General features: G+C 49.7%; 13 protein-coding genes. 5 read left to right on the plus strand and 8 right to left on the minus strand.

Annotated elements, in window-relative coordinates; genetic code table 11:
- The first annotated feature begins 3 nt into the window (after positions 1-3).
- A complete protein-coding gene (locus MINF_RS03925; RefSeq protein WP_048810136.1) occupies positions 4-213 on the plus strand; it encodes a hypothetical protein in 210 nt (69 codons plus the stop codon).
- A gap of 49 nt (positions 214-262) precedes the next feature.
- Here MINF_RS03925 and MINF_RS03930 read toward each other — a convergent pair whose 3' ends face one another.
- From MINF_RS03930 to pckA, 7 genes are all read right to left on the minus strand, one after another.
- The gene (locus tag MINF_RS03930) at positions 263-490 is read right to left on the minus strand and encodes a hypothetical protein (RefSeq protein WP_012463214.1); all 228 of its coding nucleotides are present in this window, start codon (positions 488-490) and stop codon (positions 263-265) included.
- 181 nt (positions 491-671) lie between these two features.
- Positions 672-2,684, minus strand: a complete 2,013-nt coding sequence (locus tag MINF_RS03940; RefSeq protein WP_012463215.1) for a TIGR03986 family type III CRISPR-associated RAMP protein — start codon at positions 2,682-2,684, stop codon at positions 672-674.
- A 15-nt stretch (positions 2,685-2,699) separates the two neighbouring features.
- Positions 2,700-3,200, minus strand: a complete 501-nt coding sequence (locus MINF_RS03945) for a hypothetical protein (RefSeq protein WP_012463216.1) — start codon at positions 3,198-3,200, stop codon at positions 2,700-2,702.
- Positions 3,197-4,648 carry an RAMP superfamily CRISPR-associated protein gene (locus tag MINF_RS03950; protein ID WP_048810139.1) on the minus strand — a complete coding sequence of 484 codons (1,452 nt, stop codon included), beginning with the start codon at positions 4,646-4,648 and terminating at the stop codon, positions 3,197-3,199. Before MINF_RS03950 ends, MINF_RS03945 begins: the two co-directional genes overlap by 4 nt.
- Positions 4,645-6,687, minus strand: coding sequence for an RAMP superfamily CRISPR-associated protein (locus tag MINF_RS03955; protein ID WP_012463218.1), 2,043 nt, complete (start codon positions 6,685-6,687; stop codon positions 4,645-4,647). The genes MINF_RS03950 and MINF_RS03955 overlap by 4 nt, the downstream gene beginning before the upstream one ends.
- A 24-nt stretch (positions 6,688-6,711) precedes the next feature.
- The gene (locus MINF_RS03960; RefSeq protein ID WP_012463219.1) at positions 6,712-8,274 is read right to left on the minus strand and encodes a Cas10/Cmr2 second palm domain-containing protein; all 1,563 of its coding nucleotides are present in this window, start codon (positions 8,272-8,274) and stop codon (positions 6,712-6,714) included.
- A gap of 1,826 nt (positions 8,275-10,100) precedes the next feature.
- Positions 10,101-11,651 (minus strand): phosphoenolpyruvate carboxykinase (ATP), encoded by a 1,551-nt coding sequence (pckA, locus tag MINF_RS03975; RefSeq protein ID WP_012463224.1) that lies wholly within the window; start codon positions 11,649-11,651, stop codon positions 10,101-10,103.
- A 159-nt stretch (positions 11,652-11,810) separates the two neighbouring features.
- On the opposite strand from pckA, the gene MINF_RS03980 reads away from it, so the two are divergent.
- Genes MINF_RS03980 through MINF_RS03995 form a run of 4 tightly spaced genes read left to right on the plus strand, consistent with a single transcriptional unit; the run spans position 11,811 to position 17,828 of the window.
- Entirely contained in the window at positions 11,811-12,836 is a 1,026-nt protein-coding gene (locus MINF_RS03980; RefSeq protein WP_012463226.1) for a glycosyltransferase family 4 protein, read from the plus strand.
- On the plus strand, positions 12,829-15,027 hold the full coding sequence (locus MINF_RS03985) for an amylo-alpha-1,6-glucosidase (RefSeq protein ID WP_012463227.1): 2,199 nt from the start codon (positions 12,829-12,831) through the stop codon (positions 15,025-15,027). The genes MINF_RS03980 and MINF_RS03985 overlap by 8 nt, the downstream gene beginning before the upstream one ends.
- Positions 15,028-15,044: 17 nt before the next feature.
- Positions 15,045-16,274, plus strand: a complete 1,230-nt coding sequence (aceA, locus tag MINF_RS03990) for an isocitrate lyase (protein ID WP_048810457.1) — start codon at positions 15,045-15,047, stop codon at positions 16,272-16,274.
- A gap of 3 nt (positions 16,275-16,277) precedes the next feature.
- Entirely contained in the window at positions 16,278-17,828 is a 1,551-nt protein-coding gene (locus MINF_RS03995; protein WP_012463229.1) for a malate synthase, read from the plus strand.
- A gap of 115 nt (positions 17,829-17,943) precedes the next feature.
- On the opposite strand, the gene MINF_RS04000 is transcribed toward MINF_RS03995, so the two are convergent.
- A complete protein-coding gene (locus MINF_RS04000; RefSeq protein ID WP_238523544.1) occupies positions 17,944-18,423 on the minus strand; it encodes a hypothetical protein in 480 nt (159 codons plus the stop codon).
- Between the last annotated feature and the right edge of the window lie 205 nt (positions 18,424-18,628).

The following is an 18,628-nucleotide window of genomic DNA, read 5'->3' on the forward strand; positions in this document are numbered from 1 at the left end:
CGAATGAATATATGGGGGAGCAATGGGACGAATTGCAATCTTCAACGGATCCTCATCCCTGAGATCGGCCTTTTCATGGACATTCTTTTCTTTGGCTTTCTTGCGAATGAGCCGCTGCTTGAAAAAGCGACAGGAGGCAATGGGCTGTTGTGTGTTGTAGTCGCGATGGGTGCTAGGCATCAAAACGGAGAGCAAGGATGGATCAAACTGTAAGGGCAGGCTACCCCTGTCGGGACTCAAGGGGGAGGGCCTGCTTCCAGGACTAGGCGTACCTTTTGAGGAGCATTTTGACTATTGCGGGACCGATCTTGGGAAAAACGAGCTGGCAGTGGACTTGCCGCTTACAGTCGGCATTGGCCTGTCCATTCCAGAGCTTCAAGCGGTTCCCGTCTCGGTCGTTGAAAGTATCCTTCAGTTGAGTGCTAAGCATCTCCCTGGGCGATTCGATGGCTCCGGCCTGCCGTTTAAGCAACCGTGGATAAAACGGCACGCTACTTTCTTCTCCGGCAAGGCTTGTCTGTGGCTGCCGGTTTGTGGATCGCGCAAAGGGATTTGCAGGTCGGTAATCCCGAAAAGGAGGATCTGGTGGTGGCTCACGGTACTATCGTAAGAAGAGACTCCCGCATAAAAGATAAAAGAGGGGTGGGTGTTTAGCCCATGGATCTCATTTTTTAAGTGTAGCCCTCGAGCAGGTCATTGAAATTTACTCGAGCGCCGCGCCGGGCGGCGGCCTGCCAGCTTCTCAGCTTTGCGTGGAACCGGTAGATCGTGCCATATAGGGTAGGGTAGCTGGCACGACCGGTTGTGGACCACTGCTTGGTTTTGAGCCAGCATTCCAAGTTGGCAGCGGTATTACTCTGCCATGTCTTTTGCAGCTTTTCTTTAAGGGCCTTAAGGCTGGTCTCGAGTAGGCGATCCCAAGCCTCTTCACCCGCTCGAGCTTCTTTCCATTCCAATCTGTCGTTTTCCTGCCAGCGGGCGGCATCGAGCCGAATGCGAACGCTGCCCAGGCCCAGGGGCTTACCATAACCCAACTTGTGGGCATATCCTTGGGAATAAGGGGTAAGCCCAAAGGTTTTTTCAAGGAGGCCTGGGTCGAGCACGGCCAAAACTGCACCCAGTTCCCATGGTCGCAGGCTGTCAAAACGCAGGGTGGCACGGAATCTGGTCCCCGGCTTGGACAGGTAGCACACGACGGTCCCCCGTTCCTTCGAGTTGTCTTTTTCCTCGGTTTTCTTGTAAAGGTCCATGTTTGTTCTCGCATCGGGCTGGTGGCGGTAGTATTTTCTGCCGGCAAGCTCTCCTCCGGGATCGTCGGGCAGGTCACCGTAGGTAGTAAGCTTGTTTGGAAGATGAACCTGTTTGAGATAGAACTCGACGGCACTTGGACGCGGCTGTCCGAGGATGTGTAGGGCAATCTCCCTACCTCCTTCAACGAAACGTTCTTCGAGGCTTTTGCCCTCTGTTACTTCAATGGCGGTGTTAAAAGCAATCCGTCCCGCAAGCCTTTGGTAGCTCTCTTTGGCCATCGAAGAAAGTTCCTTCTGTTTATTGTCAATGGAATAGCCAAAAAAGAGCCGGGCTGCAGTCAGTTGCTTTGGGGCACCCTTTTTGTCAAATGTTTCCTGTGGGTGAAATCCCAGTTCGGGCCTCAATTCCTTATTTTCCCCAATGGAGTTTTTGTAGCAAACGCTGCTTGTGTAAGCCCAGCGGTAGTAGAAATGATGGCCCATGCTCAAGATGCGAAAGGGGGGATTCCCAGGCTTCCTCTCTAGGTTTTCGATCTCGATATAGATAAGCTGCTTTTCCTTTAGCTCGGAGTGATTCTGTATGGCTTCTTTTACTTCTTTTACTTTATCTTTAATCTCGTTTAGCAGCGGATGGCCTGGGCTTAAATGGCCGGTCTTTTCATCGGCAAGGATTTCCTGGGTTTCGTAGTAATCCTTTAAGACTTTTGAGGGAAGAGATTGGCTATCAGCTCGGTTAAAATCACTGGTGTGAACCAAGACATAACGATAGATTTCATTACTCGGCCTGAAAGCCTTGGCTAGGAGGCCTTCCCCGTCGATTCCTCCCGAATAGAAAAAAAGGTAATGATCGAGATTTTTTCCTCCTTCAGAGCTTTTTTCCAGTACCATGCATCGTGAGGTACGGGTAGGGGTAAATTTTATTCCGGGGAAATATCCTTGAAGCAGCTTGCCAACCTTTTCATCGGGCTTGGGAATGGCTGAATTCCGAACGAAGGTAACGCGGGTGTCATCCGGCAAAACCTTCAGCTCGATCTCGGCGTTTTCGTCCTTTCCCTTGACAGAGCTGATTACTGCGGGACGCGATTGGTATTTTTGACCGAAACCGAGGTTGGGCCGGAAGGTATAGCGGTGGTCGCCAACCCTTTCCATCGGTGCGTGCAAGAGGCTTGAGAGGGCTGCACGGAACATCCCCTTGAGGCTTGTTCCGGCGATGAGAACACGGCCGTCCTCCAGCATTTGAGGGAAAAGTACGCTTTGCTTTTCATTGATTTTGTACTGTTGGTTACCGACGAGCAGAGGGGTAAGGGCTTCCAAGGTGAGGAGGATTTCACCGCTCAGGCGATCTTCCCCGCTGCTGCCGTCGCGCCACATGGGAACATCGCAGATCGATTTTTGAACTTCTATGGGTAAGAAACCGTAGGGAAGGGAATTCATAGGCTTATCATCGTTCTATAAATCCAGTGTCCAAGCCACTCGCCTACCTTTTAGAAAGAAGTGTTTTATGGAAAGGGGTTCGCGTAAGAGATGGTCAGGCGACAAGCCGAAACGGCCTATGTCTTGCCAGCAATAAACCTCCGTGGTTTTGCACTCCAACCCGTCGATCTGTTGGACATTTTCCGGAGAATCCAATGGAAGGAGACTCCATGTTATTTTTTGGGCGGGTAACCGGCTCAAGGGTTGAGCATCGTAGAAATGATGCCAGCGATTCGGTTCGTAGAGGGTGGCTGCAAGCAGCGGCAGATCGTCCAGTCCATCCGGCAGTCTTCGAACGAGGGGGTAAAGCCACCGCAGCCGACCCCAGAGAAAGCTGCCGTCACACTCGAGAAGCCAAGCACGGGGTTCGAGAGAGATCCAAGAGGGATCGTTGCCCGAGATATGTTGACGGAGCAAGCCAATGGTCAGCCGCCCGGCAAGGTCTTGACGGAGCAGGTAAAGCCGCTGTCCATTCATGGTGTTTTTGGGATAATACGGGTGTTGGTTGAATCCTCATCCCGGTCCAGGGTCCAGCGGATATGACCGTGTCCCCGCCAGGACCCTCCTCCGAGAGGCAGGTGGCCATCACCTAAGCACTGGAGCATCTTGACCAAGGGATCAGCCAGTTTTTCCGCCTCTTGTTGTTTTGCTGCGGTGATTTCGGCCCTCCATCGGAAACGGCCATGGGCGATGCAGAGCCGGTCGAACTTGGATGCACCGTAGACACCACCGCTGAATTCATCTATGGACAGCTGCTGCTGCCAAAGAAGTTTCCAGTCCTCGTTATCCAAAATCCCATCCGATATACTTAGGGAACCGGCTTGTTGGGTGGTACCAAAGAGTTTCTCGACCAGCTCTTTCCCTGCGTTCCCTTCTTGCAAGGCTTGGCAGTAACGTTCGAGACCTGCCCTCCAAACGCCCCGGATGCTGGCAGCTGGGATGTAGGGAACAAGACCTCCTCCAGGGGTGGGCATGGCGGTGATGACGAAGTCCGGATCGAAATCTTCTTTCTTGAAGTGGATCTCCTCTTCTTTCTTGAAGTGGATCTCCGAGGGCGGGATTGGCGGGATTACCCGATTAAAAAACTCATTGGCTTGGAGCTGGAGGCGGGCATGCCCCCCGATGGAGAGGGTGTCCAGGCCGTATCCCTTGCCGAAATCGTCGGCTCGTTCCCCTACCTCGATCGTTCCGGAGAAAACGACATATCCACGCGGAGCTTGCTTCGACACAGGCTGCGTAGTGCGCAAAAAACTGTCCAGATCGAGCAAGGGTATATTGTTATCTTGGAAAAATTGTCTCAAGGCCTCTCCTCTTTGCCCCGTCGCAAAGGCATTGGGCCAAAGGCGGACATGCCGACTATCGAGTCGGACGATGGCGATCTTTTCCAAATGGGCCCAGCCGTAGCCGTGTCGGCTCCCACGTCCGATACGCGCACCGCCCTTTTTACTCCAAGTCGCCAGCACTTCCGCGGCCATTCCTTCAAGTTGTGCAAAATCACATTCATCGGAAGGAGCGATCTCAAGCAAGAAATCCCAAGAGGTTCCCTCTGGTAGCGCCTCAATGCTAAATAGGCAGTTCTCCCGTGCGGCCAGGGTGCGCCGGTCTATGCTGACATGCTGGAAGAAGACCGTTTGGGCATGCATTTGAAGCAGATGGGCATGGGCAAACCTCCAGGCCGAGGCAGTCGCCTTTTGATCGCCTTTGCCGGTGGGTGTTTCGAGGGTGATTGCAGAAGGTAGCTTGGGGAAAAGGGCACGTGCCTGGGCAATAAAACATCCAGCAAGGGTGCTTCCCCGCAAAATCGGCCGACCGAGACCGTCACGAGCAAGGGGTAGATTTGCAAACCCGTGAGGATTATTCCCCCCCACCGAGAGAGCACTGTCTTGGACAAGGTGGGCAAAAACCAGGGTTCGATAGGGTTTCATCCGCAAGGCTCCTCCTTCGATTTTTTGCCCGACAAAAACCAACGGACGAAGTAATCCAGAAAGGTCTTGGCATCGGTCAGCGGCAGACTCGATACCTGGCTTTGCAGCTTAGGAAATTCCCGGTGTTCGACAATCTCTTTCCACGCCTTGCCTCCGAGACGTTTTGAGGCGTCTTTGAGCGAGTCGAAAATCTTGTCGATTTCCTCTTTGGTGGAGGCTGCCTGGATGGCGGCACGAAATTCGCCCCATTGGCTTGGACTGGGTTGGGACTTTATCTTGTCGAACTTATAGTACCATTCTTGGGCTTTCCTGCAGAGCTTCTCTTCGTTGTCATAGAATGCATGTTCAGGGGCACTGGTAGAGACTTCTGTCTCGGAAGACAGACGGCATTGCGGCTCGGGCAAAAAGTCGATCCGGAAACGGCCGAAACCTTCCTCAGGACACTCGCCTAGGGCAAGGTACTCGGCAAGTCTCTGCCGAAGTTCAGTTGCTCCTTCTCCTTCGATCCAGACCACCGAGCCGGCTTTAATTGAGAGTTGGGCAAGGCGTGGAAGTCCCGTGGCGGCGTTGAAGCCCAACAGTTCGCGGCTTTCGCTAAAACTTTTCCTCGTTATGAGCCGATCGGCAGGGAACCCGACAAGATCGGCAATGGTCTTCGCCTCGAGCCGTTCGACGAAGTTGCCTAGGGAGTCCCGTGCGATGAGGTCGCTTTCCAAAAGTAGCGTAAAACCCTCGGAAACCAATTTGCTGCCATGCGTTGCCGGGGGTAGCCACGTTGCGGAGACAAGTTCAAGGGGACGACCGCCTCGGCCAACCCGCAGCCAGCAACGGGCCACAACTTGGAGTGCTTCTTTGAGGATCTCGATCTGCCGCGGCTCGGTGAGGAGGATGTCCGCCAAAAAGTGTGTCCCTTCGGCGATTTCCTCCATGCTAAAAAGGGCTTGTTCTGTTTTATTGTACTCGCTGGGCACGCGTGTATGAAGCCTTTCTAGGATTTGGGGCCTGTAGCGTTGCCAACGACTGTCCTTGGGACTCTTCCTAAAGAGGAATTCCTCTTCCTTGGGACGGTCGAGATTTTCTTGGTCCTGGGGTTGTTGGAGGATCAGGTCTTTTTCCCCCCGGTCGCCTAGAAAATCTCCCCGCTGCGATGTGGCCCACCAGGGTAGATCCGAGCTTGGAGCCTTGGCCTTCGGTGTGCCGATGGACAAAGGTATGGGTAAAACCTCAAATTGCTCGAACCCCTCGCATCCCACCGACTGCGGTAGGGGTAGGGCATCGCCCCAGGACAAGGTGTCAGCGAGGAGTCCCTGTGCCAATTGGGCTTTCCCGTTTTGCAGGCAATTTGCCACGAAAGCCCCGCGCAAGGTACGGCCGCGGATAAAACTTAAGCTGGCGATGAGATTGCCCGGATGCCCGGTTAGAGGCAAACAGATCGGATCGAGATTGCGTAGCAGCAAGCGCAAGCGGCAAGGAGTCCCGGATGCCTTTTCTCTTGGAACAGGCGTGGCATGCGGAGCTTGCTCGGTCCAACTCCAGCGGATTCGACCGTTGCCGCGCTGACGACCGCTACCCAGCGAATCGGTACGGGCGACGATCGCCTTGAAGAGCTCAAGCAATTGCGTTTCCCCATCGGGCAACATCGCTTCCATCCTGAACCGGCTACCTGCCGGGATATACTCAAAGAAACGGAGAGATCCCTCATCTGCCGTCCCACTACGAGGAGAAATACGGGTGCTCCCCCAGATAAGAGCTTTGGGCACCTGTTGAGCATCGCAATACGCCCCGGTCAATTGAAGCTTTCCCTGTTTTTTGCCTGCACAGCCAAACAGCTCATCGATCTGTTGGCACGAGATAGACTGCGGATCGAAACGATGCCATTCCAATGCAGCACTGCGCATCACCCCCTTGATATGGCTAGAGGGTAAAACGGGCCGACCAAGCCGGTCTCGGACCTGCAAGGCATCGATATCTCCCCATCCGATCCCTGCTCCGATGTGGAGATCTTCTAAAAGTTCAATCTCTAGCGTAAAACGGCTCATGCTTTTTTTCTTTAAGTCATCGGGTTACTTCCGTAGGATTTCGTAGATCTCCACTATGTCGGGCACGAAGGAAAAGAGATAGGTTTGGACAAATGGCCTCAACTCCCCTTCCAAAAGCTTGCCCATTTCTTCAGGTAGCTCCGCCCAGGCTAGCTCGGCTACTGTCCGTCCAATGCGCATTTTCTCAACCAACTGGCGCAACTGGGAACGGGACAGCTCTTGAGATTCCTTGATCTTATACTTGATCTTATCCACGGACTCAAGCAGCGTGCAAAGGCCTTTTTCACCCAGGATCGGGTAGGGCTTGTTGCTGAGCACGGTGTTGCCAACGAGGCTATCGGCACGCCTCTCGGCAATCGGGTCATTGACCCAGGAATTGGTAGTCAGGTGCCAATCCACTACAGAACGTACTTCTGGTTTTGCCCGGTAAAGCCGTTTGGCGCTGTCGGCAAGAGAAACGGCCATCTCATGAAGCCGATAAAAAGGGAATTTCGACTTGGCAAATGTCACCCCGGTACCGATGGTTAGGGGTTCTCCATCACAGAGGGGTAAGTCCGAGAGTTTCCGGGCATAAGCAGTAACAAACGGGAGTGCATAGGTAGCTGCACAGACCAACAACAGGTCGTCTCCCCCCAACATTAACAGTTGATACTTATTGGGATCCTTATCTGGATCCTTGCCAAAGACCTCGCTAAGCGACTGGGTCAGTGCTTTCCTGACCGCAACGCGCATGCTAAGAAAAAACTCTTCCCCATGTGCTTCGCTTGCCAGGCTGCCATCCCGGTCGACGTCCCCGAGATGGCGTTTCCACTGTTGGTAGCGGTTCCCGATTCCGTTGCCGTCTGCGTAGATGAGCGCAATATAACCGCGATTGTCCTCAAGATCCTCAAGACTTTTCGGCTGTTTATCGGGAGTAGGAGTAGGAATCAACCGCTCCTTTTCCAAGAGGCCGATCAAGTCCGCAGGGTTTTCGCGATAGCTCCTTCCTCTTTCCTCCAACTCTTTTTCTTCATCGCTGAGAAATTGTTCCTGTTGTTGTTCCTGTTGTTGTTTCTGTTGTACCTTTGGTGCAGCAGGTCGGTTGCCTAGATGGTGACTGACCTGGAATGCAGGATGTTGGAAAAGGCTCGTTCCAAGGGATGGCCCCGGTTCCTTTTGCCCCTCGATCCAGGCATCCACCATGATCCCAGGCAATTTGGTGCCGATAAGATTGTATGCCTTTTCCAAGAAGGAGCGGGCCGTATTTTCCGAAGGGAATGTTGCAATGAAGTGTCCGCCATCACGCACAAGCACACCGGTCCGCTTGTAGAGAAGCCGTGGGTCATCCGCAAGAAGTTCATCTCTTGAGGATGATTTGTTTAACGGATCGTCGCTTTTCCTTTCGGGAAGTTTTTCGGCGATTGTTGGGTCCGCCTTGGCCCCGCAGTTTTTGGCTAAATCAGGGAGATGAACCCGGATCGTCTGTCCTAGGATCGAATTTGCCCCCAACATGGCCCTCAACCGCGGCGAAGCAAACAGGTAGGCCTGGATGCGCTTGAATTCGAGTTCGAGCTTGACTAGTTTAGATGCTGAAGGACAATCACTCAAGGTTCAAATTTCTCAAGGTTGAAGTTTTAAGCCGTTACCACAGTTGGATACCTTCCACTGCCTTCTCCATTCAGGTATAAACGGGTTGTCTTTCCGCAGAAAGCCTAATCATCCTAATAATCCTGGAATCATTTGGTCACCATAGCCTGCGAAATGCTAGAATGAAATACAAATCGCCTGTCCGGTTTTTTCCTCGTCCGACCGTGAATTATCTTCACTGTTCCTGAAAACGGGCTCATGCATGCATGAGCCTAAGTAAGCCCGTGCTCTTTGCCGTAGTTTTGTTTTCATAATCCGGGTTGGCTTTTCTTGGTCTATTGAAACGAAAACAATGGGTTACTGCCCTTGTCTTTCGACGCGACACAGCTTTTCATCGATAAAGCATACCCAACAAGGAAAATCCATGCCCAGGAGGGTTTATTCTGCTTGTTCATATCCACTTTTGTGGGTCGTGACCGGTTGGAGGACTTTCTTTCATTTTCGAAAAATCCCCAATGAAAATGGAGAGCTTTTAAAATGCAAGCTTCCGCCATTGCTTTATATTAGACCGAATACAAAGCATTTTTAAAAAAGTAAAAAAAGCAATTACTTTAATCTGCAAGCTTAGTAATTCTTTAGGTAAAATCAACCAAAATTTTAACAATTCAGTATTCTCTTGGCCATACCAGGTTGTATGAAGCATAAATTTATTATTCTACTCTTAAGATAAAGATAAGAACAGAGGGCATGGAGCCAGGGAGAGAAGGGATAGGGGATTGGACATAGAATGGCGTGCTCAAAAGATACGGATCCGTTCCGGATTCATCGTTTTTTGTTCCTTATAGTGCCGTTAAACTGTTTTTCGTAGAAGACAGGCCGGGGATCCCTCCTGGAGTCTTGCTCGATGTCGTCCTGGGGGAGACCTCCATCCGTGGGCGACAGGGTGAAGACGCGTCGGAGGCAGGGTGACTTCTGGTATTCCCGGCCATCAAGTATCTTCCGGGTTGATCGAATAGGTTGTTCCGGTCTTGGGGCCTGATGTTTAATTTCGTTGAGCTAGAGAGGAAAGCGGGTTTGTTCCTATAGAAAAGGAACTCATTGTGATGCTTCCCAACGGCAAGCAAGAGGTTTTTTTTTCAGTTCGATAAAACCCTTAAGGATCACGAAATTTGATCCTGGTCCTGGATTGGGGCATTCCAGGAAGATGGCTCATCCAAAAGTGCCCCATTTCGGTTCTTGGATATCCGGATAGATACTTTTTGAAGAGGAGCAAGCCGAGGGTTCCAGATGGTCGTTAGCCTGATGCAGAGACGGAGAGGCTTTAGCTTGGCCGAATAGAAAAGATTTAAGGCTATGCTCGCTTTTACCGAAAAGATAAAAGAAAAGGGAGTTGAGTTGATGTAGGCCGAGGAGTTGCACCGTCTTGGCCTTTCCCTCCGTTCCTGGCTTTTCGGAATGCTTTCCGAATCCAAAGAAAATTACACAACATTTCCATCTTGTGCAGTGGGCTAAATAGGCAATTTGCACAGGAAGCAATAGGCGGTTGTACCGGGGTGAAGTTCCTCATCCAAGGAAGCGGTTGAGATAAGGCAAAAAGCTAGGGGAAGGGGCTCGACTGCATTGGCTCTGCCCCTCTAAGAGCAAGAAAAAGCGGCCGGGATGAGGGTGGTGTTCTGGCAACTTCTCTTTTCTCTAGGCAATAGCCTGGATGAGGAGAGGGAGCCGGCATTTCGGGAGTCGAGAGTGGTTTCTAGGGGTCTTAAACCGGCCTTCTTTCTGAAAAAGGCTTTCGCTTATGATCGACTTTGGGTTCATTGGCTTAAAAAAACCCGATGAGAAGGATAGGATTAGACCGATTCGGCTGAGCTCATTTTTAGGAACAGTTCCTTGAGCTGTTGGGCTTTTGCGCCGTAGCTTTCCCTGTCTTTCCAGCCGAGGTTCGGCCGTAGGATTTCCAGGGGAATGTCTTCCAGGGATTGGGGAACAAGAAGCTCAAAGTATTGTTCCTTGGAAAACTCGGCCTTGGCCAGCTTTCCATCGAGGATGGAACGGACGATTTGGCGGGTCATCTCAAGGGGAATTCTTCGGCCTATCCCGTATTCGCCGCCTGTCCACCCTGTATTGACAAGCCAGATATCCGGTTTATGCTTCTTGATTTTTTCCTTGAACAGCCGGGCGTAAACTCGGGGTGCAAGGGGAAGAAAGGGAGAGCCAAAACAGGGGCTGAAAACGGCCGTGGGTGTTTTTATCCCCGTTTCGGTCCCGGCGATCTTGGAGGTGTAACCCAACAGGAAATAGGAAACGGCTTGGTCGGTCGTAAGTTTGGCAACGGCCGGAAGTAGTCCAAAGGCATCGCAACAGAGCATGATGATGTTTTTGGGATGGCCTGCACACTGGGAAGGCCACGACCGAGGGATATAATCTATGGGGAAAGCCGCACGGGTATTTTCGGTTAGGGAGCTGTCATTAAAGTCGATCTCCCTTGTCTTGGGATCGATAATGACGTTTTCCAGCAAGGTCCCAAAACGCAAGGCACTCCTATAAATTTCAGGCTCTCTTTCTTCGCTTATGCCGATAATCTTGGCATAGCATCCTCCTTCAAAGTTAAAAATACCCTTTTCATCCCACCCATGCTCGTCATCCCCGATCAGTCTCCTTGTCGGGTCGATCGAGAGGGTGGTTTTACCCGTTCCGGACAGCCCAAAAAAAACGGCCGTATCCTCGGCGTTGCTTCCGAGATTGGCCGAGCAGTGCATGGGAAATACCCCTTTTTGGGGAAGAAGAAAGTTCAGCAAGCTAAAAACGGATTTCTTGATTTCACCGGCATATCCCGTTCCCCCGATCAGGATTAATTTTTCGCTGAAGTTAATGATGATGAAAGCACCCGAATGGGTGTGATCAACTTCGGGATCGGCCCTGAAACCGGGGGCGTGGATGAGAATATAGTCAGCGAGCAAGGGTTCTTTTTTTTCTCCTTTCTTTTCCGTTCGAAACAGCGTTCTTGCAAAAAGGGAATAGACGGGCTGTTCGGATAGGACCCAGAGGTTGACCCGGTGATGGCTATCCGCGCACACATGGCATCTTTGGACAAAAAGGTCGCGGTTTTGCAAATAGAGGAAGAGTTTTTCCTTGAGACGGCTGAAGGCAAAAGGATCAAACGGTTTGTTGATTTTGCCCCAGTCCACGGAACCTTCCGTTATTTTATCTTTAACGATGAATTTATCTTCGGGAGATCTTCCCCTGTATTGGCCGGTGTGGAAAACGAGGGAGCCGGATTGGGAAAGCAAAGCTTCGTGTCTTCGGATGGCATGTTCGTATAGGGCGGCCGGGGTAAGATCCAAGTAGAGCTGATCGATGTTTTTTAATCCCATTTGTTGAAGGAATCCTTCGATAGTCATGCCTGCATTTTGTAAGAAGAAGGGTTGATTTGAAAGAGTATTTCTTTTTTTTTATAATAAATAGCGTTCCCTAACGATCTGATCCGGTTTTTTTCGAGGGTGCTTCTTTTTTTGAATTTTTGAATTTCAAGAGCGGAATTTGAAAAAGGAGGCATTTCTTTGAAAATCGCCCAGGTTGCTCCTTTATACGAAAGGGTTCCTCCAAAACTTTATGGAGGGACAGAAAGAGTCATTCATTATCTTACCGAGGAGTTGGTTGCCCAAGGCCACGAAGTCACCCTTTTTGCCAGCGGAGATTCCCTGACAAAAGGTAGGCTCATCGCTCCCATAGAGGAATCGTTGCGACTGCAAAAACAGAAGAAAGATCCCTTGGTTTATCACATCATCATGCTCGAAAAGCTCTTTCAGTGCATGGAACAGTTCGATATCATCCATTACCACATCGATTTTCTCCATTTCCCCTTTTCAAACCGCTGTACAAGAAAGCACCTGACAACCCTTCATGGAAGGCTCGATCTTCCCGACCTGGACATTCTTTACAGGCACTTCGATCGGATCCCCGTTGTTTCGATTTCCTATTCCCAGCGTTCCTATTTGCCCTGGATCAATTGGGTGGGAACGGTTTACCATGGTGTTCCTGAAGATCTCTACGCCTTTTACCCGGAAAGAGGAAAGTACCTGGCTTTTGTGGGCAGGATTTCCCCGGAAAAAGGGGTGGATAGGGCGATTGAAATAGCCAAGTTGACGGGGATGGATCTAAAAATTGCGGCCAAGGTGGACGAAGTGGACAAGGAATATTTTCGGGAAATCATCTTGCCCCTTTTTAAAAAAGCTCCCGTGGAATTCATAGGAGAGATCGGGGACGAAGAAAAAAAGAGGTTCTTGGGAGAAGCCTATGCCCTTTTATTTCCCGTGAACTGGCCTGAACCCTTCGGACTTGTTATGATCGAATCGATGGCGTGTGGAACACCCGTCATAGGATGGAGAAAAGGGTCGGTCCCGGAGATTGTTGTTGATGGCAAAACCGGTTACATTATCGATTCAATTGGAGAAGGGGTAAAAAAATTAAGGCAAATCGATCGGATCGACAGAAAAGATTGCCTAAAACATGTGTTAAATCACTTTACAGCGAGCAAAATGGCACAATCTTACTTATCGATATACAGTAAACTTCTTTATGGATAAGGCTTTAGGTTTAAACGAGGGAAGGGATTTTATCCAAATCGGCGATACTTATTACGTAAGGGTCTGTTCGCCTTTTGCGGACGATCGAACGCGTGTTTTAAAACATAATGAGACCTTTGGGGTTTTTGACCGGAGGGGAGATATCCAACCCTTGGGATTAGGAGACCAAGGGATTTATTACAGGGGAACAAGGCATCTCAACGAAAGTGTGCTCTTTATTGAAAAAAGCTTGCCCCTTTTCCTCAGTTCCACGGTTCGAGAAGACAACGGGCTTTTTAGCATCGATCTTACCAACCCGGAAATAGAAAAAGAGGGAAAGATCATCCGCCAGCAGACCCTGCTCATTATCCGGTCGAAATTCATTTGGGAATCCTGTCTTTACGAGGAGATTTCCGTTTGCAATTACGGCGAAGGACCTGTCCAGGTTGTCCTTTTATACAAGTTCAACGCGGATTTTGTCGATCTTTTTGAAGTCAGGGGAAGCAAGAGAAAAAAAAGGGGAAATTTAATGGAACCCCTTGTCGAAAAGGATGCTGTTCTCTTTCAATACCTGGGGTTGGATGGAATACTGAGGAAGACGCGCCTTTTTTTCGATCCTCAACCCTTAAAGATCAGTTCAAATTCCGCTGCCCTTTGCCTTGATCTTGTACCCAGGAAGGAAAAGATCATCCATCTCTACGTGGAATGTTACCAGAGCGATGAAAAAAGAATGTTTCCCTCGTTTTTAAGCCATGAAGAAGCTTCCCTGAGATCCACTCACGTTTATATGGAATCGGAAAAGAGATGGGGCAGGATATGGACCTCCAACAGCCAGTTTAATAGTTGGATCAATCGATCAAAATCGGATCTTTTGATGCTCATCTCCGAAACCCCCTATGGCCCTTTTCCCTATGCCGGGGTTCCTTGGTTCTGCACCCCTTTTGGCAGGGATGGGATTATAACGACCTTGGAGTGTTTGTGGCTTGCCCCGGAACTGGGCAAGGGAGTGTTGTCTTTTCTTGCAGCCAACCAAGCCAAGGACTTTTCCGAGGAGGCGGATGCCGAACCGGGAAAGATTCTCCATGAAAGCAGGGAAGGAGAGATGGCGAACCTTGGGGAAATCCCCTTCAGAAAGTATTACGGGAGCATCGATGCCACCTGTCTTTTCCTTATTTTGGCCGCCGAATATTACAAGCGGACGGTGGATAGAAAATTCATCGAAGAGATCTGGCCGAATATCGAGCTGGCTCTCCTCTGGATAGATCGTTACGGGGATATCGACGGGGATGGTTTTGTGGAATACCGCAGGAAAAGTTCGAGGGGACTGACGAACCAGGGTTGGAAGGATTCCTTTGATTCGATTTTTCACAAAGATGGATCCTTCCCCGTCGGTCCCATTGCCCTTTGCGAAGTGCAGGGATTTGTCTTTGCCGCAAAAAAGAAAATTGCCGACCTTGCGGCTGTCCTCGGTCTTCATTCGCTTCACGACAGGCTTCTCAAAGAGGCCGAAATACTCAAAGAGAAGTTCGAAAAAGAATTTTGGGTGGATGAACTCTCCTCTTATGCCTTGGCCTTGGACGGAAGAAAAGAAAAATGCAAGGTCCTTGCCTCCAATGCTGGACTTTGTCTTTATACGGGCATTGCCCATCCCCAGAGGGCCGAGCAAATCGGCAATCTCCTCATGAGCGAGAAATTTTTTACAGGTTGGGGCATTAGGACGGTGGCAGCGGGGGAGGCTCGTTTTAATCCTATTTCCTATCATAATGGTTCGGTATGGCCTTTTGACACCGCTTTTATTGCAGCCGGGCTGATGTCTTATGGGATGAAAGAAATGGGGATGAAGCTTTTCAAGGGCCTTTTCGAAGCTTCCCTTTTTTTCGATCTCCAGCGTCTCCCCGAGCTTTTCGGGGGATTGGCAAGAAGGGGAGATGAAGGTCCAACCTTGTACCCGGTAGCCTGCTCCCCCCATGCCTGGTCAAGTGGAGCCGTTTTTATCCTTTTGCAATCGGCCATGGGTTTAAAAATCGATGCGACTAAAAATGAAATTGTATTTGATGAACCCCGTCTGCCCGATTTCCTGGATAAAGTCGTCATCCAAGACCTGAAGGCAAGGGATTGGAAAATCGACATTGAACTTACCCGTTATCCCCATAATGTCGGAGTTCGACTTCTCAAGAAAGAAGGCGATATTAAGTTAATCGTGATCGATTGATCCTTAAACGATGCAATATGCTGGATAAAGCACAACAGTTAGCCCGGGAATGGGCCCATGCGCCGAGGTGGAAGGGGATAATAAGGGAATATTCGCCGGAAGATGTAATCAGGCTATCCGGCTCGATGGCCATCGAACATACCTTGGCTAAGCAGGGTTCTGTATTGCTTTGGGAGCTGTTGCAGCGGCAAGAGCCGGTTTTTGCCCTTGGAGCCTTGACAGGGATGCAAGCTGTCCAGATGGTCAGGGCCGGTTTTAAGGCTATTTATTGTTCGGGTTGGCAGGTTGCCGCGGATGCCAACGAAGCGGGGGAAATGTACCCGGATTTTTCCCTTTACCCTTCCAATTCGATGCCCCTGCTCGTCAAAAGGATCAATGCCTCCCTGCGGAGGGCCGATGCCATAGATTTTGCCGAATCAAAAAGAGCCCTCCATTACTTTGTGCCTATTATCGTGGATGGCGAAGCGGGTTTTGGAGGTATACTCAACGTCTTTGAACTGACCAAGTGGTTGATCGAAGCGGGAGTTGCCGGGGTCCATTTTGAAGACCAGCACCCCTCGGCCAAGAAATGCGGGCATATGCGTGGCAAAGTCTTGCTTTCTATAAAGGAAGCGATCGACAAGCTTAAAGCAGCCCGGCTGGCTGCCGACATATCCGGGGTGCCTACCCTCATCATAGCCAGGACGGATGCCGATGGGGCATCCTTTTTATCGGCCTTGGAAGAAGACCAAAGGGATAGGCAATTTATCGAGAGAAGGACAGAGGAGGGACTCTATGCGATAAAGGGAGGAGTAGATCTGGCCATAGCCCGCGCTTTGGCCTATGCTCCCTATGCGGATATAATTTGGTATGAAAGTTCCAAGCCCGATCTTTCAAGGGCCGGCCGTTTTGCTCAAGCCCTTCATCGGGCTTTTCCGGGAAAGCTTCTTGCTTATAACTGTTCCTCTTCTTTTTATTGGAAAGAAGAGATGAAAGAGGAACAGCTGCGTAATTTTCAAAAAGAGCTTTTTTCCCTGGGCTATAAGTTACAGGTTATAAGCTTGGCGGGTTTCCATGCATTGTGTTATGGTAGCTTTAAATTGGCTCATGCCTGTGCGGAGCAGGGATTGTTGGCTTATGCTGAGTTTCAAGAAAAGGAGAGGGGGGCGGCCACGCAGGGCTTCAGCGCCTTTAACCATCAACAGGAAGTAGGGGCAGCTTACTTTGAGCGCGTTTATGAAACTATCATGGGAAGAAAAGAGAGATAACCGATGAGCATTTATTCAACCCCTTCGGGCATAACGATTATAGGCTCTTATAACAAGGAATGGGAGAAGGTTCTAAGTTACGAGGCTTTACGTTTTATCGGCTCCCTTCACCGGCAGTTTAACGGACTTCTTTTGGAACTCTTGGAAAGAAGAAAGAAAACGCAGCGGTCTTTAAACGAAGGCGCCTCTTTAGGATTTCTTTCCGGTAGCCTGTCTATTCGCGAAGAAAAATGGGAAGTTTCAGCCCCTCCCCCTGTTTTGAGAGAAAGAAAGGTAGAAGTAATCACCGGGGCAGAGGATCAAATCCCTTCTGGCGGTGATTGGAAAGAGGCTTCAGGGATTATTGTCGATTTAGAAGATGGCCTATCTCCCACCTGGAAAAATGTGATCCAAAGCCAACTCAATTTATACAATCTTTTGAGAGAAGAGAAGGCCGGAGGGGATGGCGATCTTCCTGTCCTTCATTTAAGACCAAGGGGAATCCATCTTTTTGAAAAACATGTTCATGTCGATGGTGAACCCATCGGGGCATGCTTTTTTGATTTCGGCCTCTATTTTTTTCATAATGCGAAGATCCTTGCGGAAAGACAAGGAGGGCCTTTTTTTTATATTCCAAAAATAGAAAACCAATACGAAGCGGAGTTTTGGAAAACCCTTTTTGCTTTTGCCGAGAATGCCTTTTCTTTACATCCTGGGACGATAAGAGCCACGATTATCCTTGAAACGATTACAGCGGCCTTTGAAATAGAGGAGATCCTTTACAACTTGAAGAACTACGTGGCGGCAATGGTCTTCGAGCCCAGGGATTACGTCTTTAGCGTGATAAGGAAACTAAGGAACCAGAGGATAGCACTCCTTCCCGATAGGTCTGAAATTACTATTGAAGCGCCTTTCCTGAAAGCTTCCTTGGATCTTTTGGCACAGAGCTGCCATAAGAGAGGGACCTTGGCCCTCTTTGAACTTGTGCCGCTTATGGCCTCTCTTGATGAGCGGGACAACCTGGAAATTTTCAATAAAATCAGGGAGGAACAACTCCGAGCCAGTTCCCTGGGTGTCGATGGATACATTGTTGCTCATCCCCGGCTCATTCCCGTTGTCAAGGCCGAAATTAAGGACTCGATCGAGCGCCGCCCCGCAGAGGCGCACTCCTACGGAGAGAAATCCATAGATTGTGCCAGGGACTTGCTCAACTTTAAAATCGGTGGAGAAATCACCGAATCGGGGGTAAGAAACAATCTGAGTTTAGTTTTGCGTTACCTTTCTTCATGGTTTTCGGGCAAAGGTGCAGTGGAGATCTCCAATGTGAAGGAGGATGGTTCTTCTGCTGAAGTAGCCCGCAGCCAGCTTTGGCAATGGATTCATCTTGGAGCTGAAATGGATTCGAAGATCCCTCTAGACAAAGAGATTTTCCTTTCTTGGAAAACGGAAGAAAAAGAACTTCTTAGCCCTCTTCCTTTTTTGGACAAGGCGGACAAGATCCTTGAAGAGGTCGTTTTGAGCAGAGACTTTATCGATTTTCTTACCCTTCTAGCCTATGAACAGCTCCAGGATTGAAAGAAGGGGCTTAAAATCTTGGGAGGTGTTGATGGGAGGAGGGGTGGACGGCCGACTTTTGCTGCAAAACCATTCCTAAAACGGTATTCGGCATTGGGTGGAAGGAGAAAAATTTTTAATCCTTGAGTTCTTTAATTATTCCCAAAGTAAAGAGGGTAACGAAGAAAACGATCAAAAACTCGATTTTTTCATGAACCAGGTAATGGAGGGTCACGATAGCCGAGGGAACAAGAATAGGAGGCAAGAGTTGGGGAGGGATGGCTTTTGGGGCAAATTTCTTGGCAAGGAGAAGCAAGAGGGAAACTCCCGCTAAAAGGCCGACCCAACGATAATCTTCAGGCAGGGGTTTCCAGAAAAGCATGCCTAGAAGACCGCATAGGCCGAAAAAAGAAAATAGGAAAAGGCTGAGGATATCGGGTTTTGTTTTTAGTTTTCTCCATTTGAAAAGGGAAACCGCGTAGTAAGAAGCCACGGCACTGCCGATCAACAGAAGTACAATGCAGATAAGCCCTTGGAATGTGCTTCTTGTGTATAAATCCTTCTCGGAAGGATTGACTACCTGGAGAAAAAAGAGGGCCAACAAATGCATCATCATTTTCAAAACCTATAAATTTTCCATTTTGAGCTGAAGGAAGCCTCCATGATCATTTCTAGTTTAAAAATATCGAAAAAACAAGGGTTCTCAAGATTGTAAGATCGGTTTCTTTGCCATTCCCCCAAAATGAAGCCGCCCGACGGCTGAGGCCCTCCTGCTTGGCTAAATTCTCCAGAAGTGGATCATTTTCGTTAATTTAGCTTTG

The organism is Methylacidiphilum infernorum V4 (assembly GCF_000019665.1).
Classification (GTDB): domain Bacteria; phylum Verrucomicrobiota; class Verrucomicrobiia; order Methylacidiphilales; family Methylacidiphilaceae; genus Methylacidiphilum; species Methylacidiphilum infernorum.

Coding starts and splice junctions, on each gene's coding strand:
- aceA (WP_048810457.1), top strand. CDS start 15,045: ATGCTGGATAAAGCACAACAGTTAGCCCGGGAATGGGCCCATGCGCCG.
- MINF_RS03995 (WP_012463229.1), top strand. CDS start 16,278: ATGAGCATTTATTCAACCCCTTCGGGCATAACGATTATAGGCTCTTAT.
- MINF_RS03985 (WP_012463227.1), top strand. CDS start 12,829: ATGGATAAGGCTTTAGGTTTAAACGAGGGAAGGGATTTTATCCAAATC.
- MINF_RS03940 (WP_012463215.1), bottom strand. CDS start 2,684: ATGAATTCCCTTCCCTACGGTTTCTTACCCATAGAAGTTCAAAAATCG.
- MINF_RS03955 (WP_012463218.1), bottom strand. CDS start 6,687: ATGAGCCGTTTTACGCTAGAGATTGAACTTTTAGAAGATCTCCACATC.
- MINF_RS04000 (WP_238523544.1), bottom strand. CDS start 18,423: ATGATGATGCATTTGTTGGCCCTCTTTTTTCTCCAGGTAGTCAATCCT.
- pckA (WP_012463224.1), bottom strand. CDS start 11,651: ATGACTATCGAAGGATTCCTTCAACAAATGGGATTAAAAAACATCGAT.
- MINF_RS03945 (WP_012463216.1), bottom strand. CDS start 3,200: ATGAATGGACAGCGGCTTTACCTGCTCCGTCAAGACCTTGCCGGGCGG.
- MINF_RS03925 (WP_048810136.1), top strand. CDS start 4: ATGAATATATGGGGGAGCAATGGGACGAATTGCAATCTTCAACGGATC.
- MINF_RS03950 (WP_048810139.1), bottom strand. CDS start 4,648: ATGAAACCCTATCGAACCCTGGTTTTTGCCCACCTTGTCCAAGACAGT.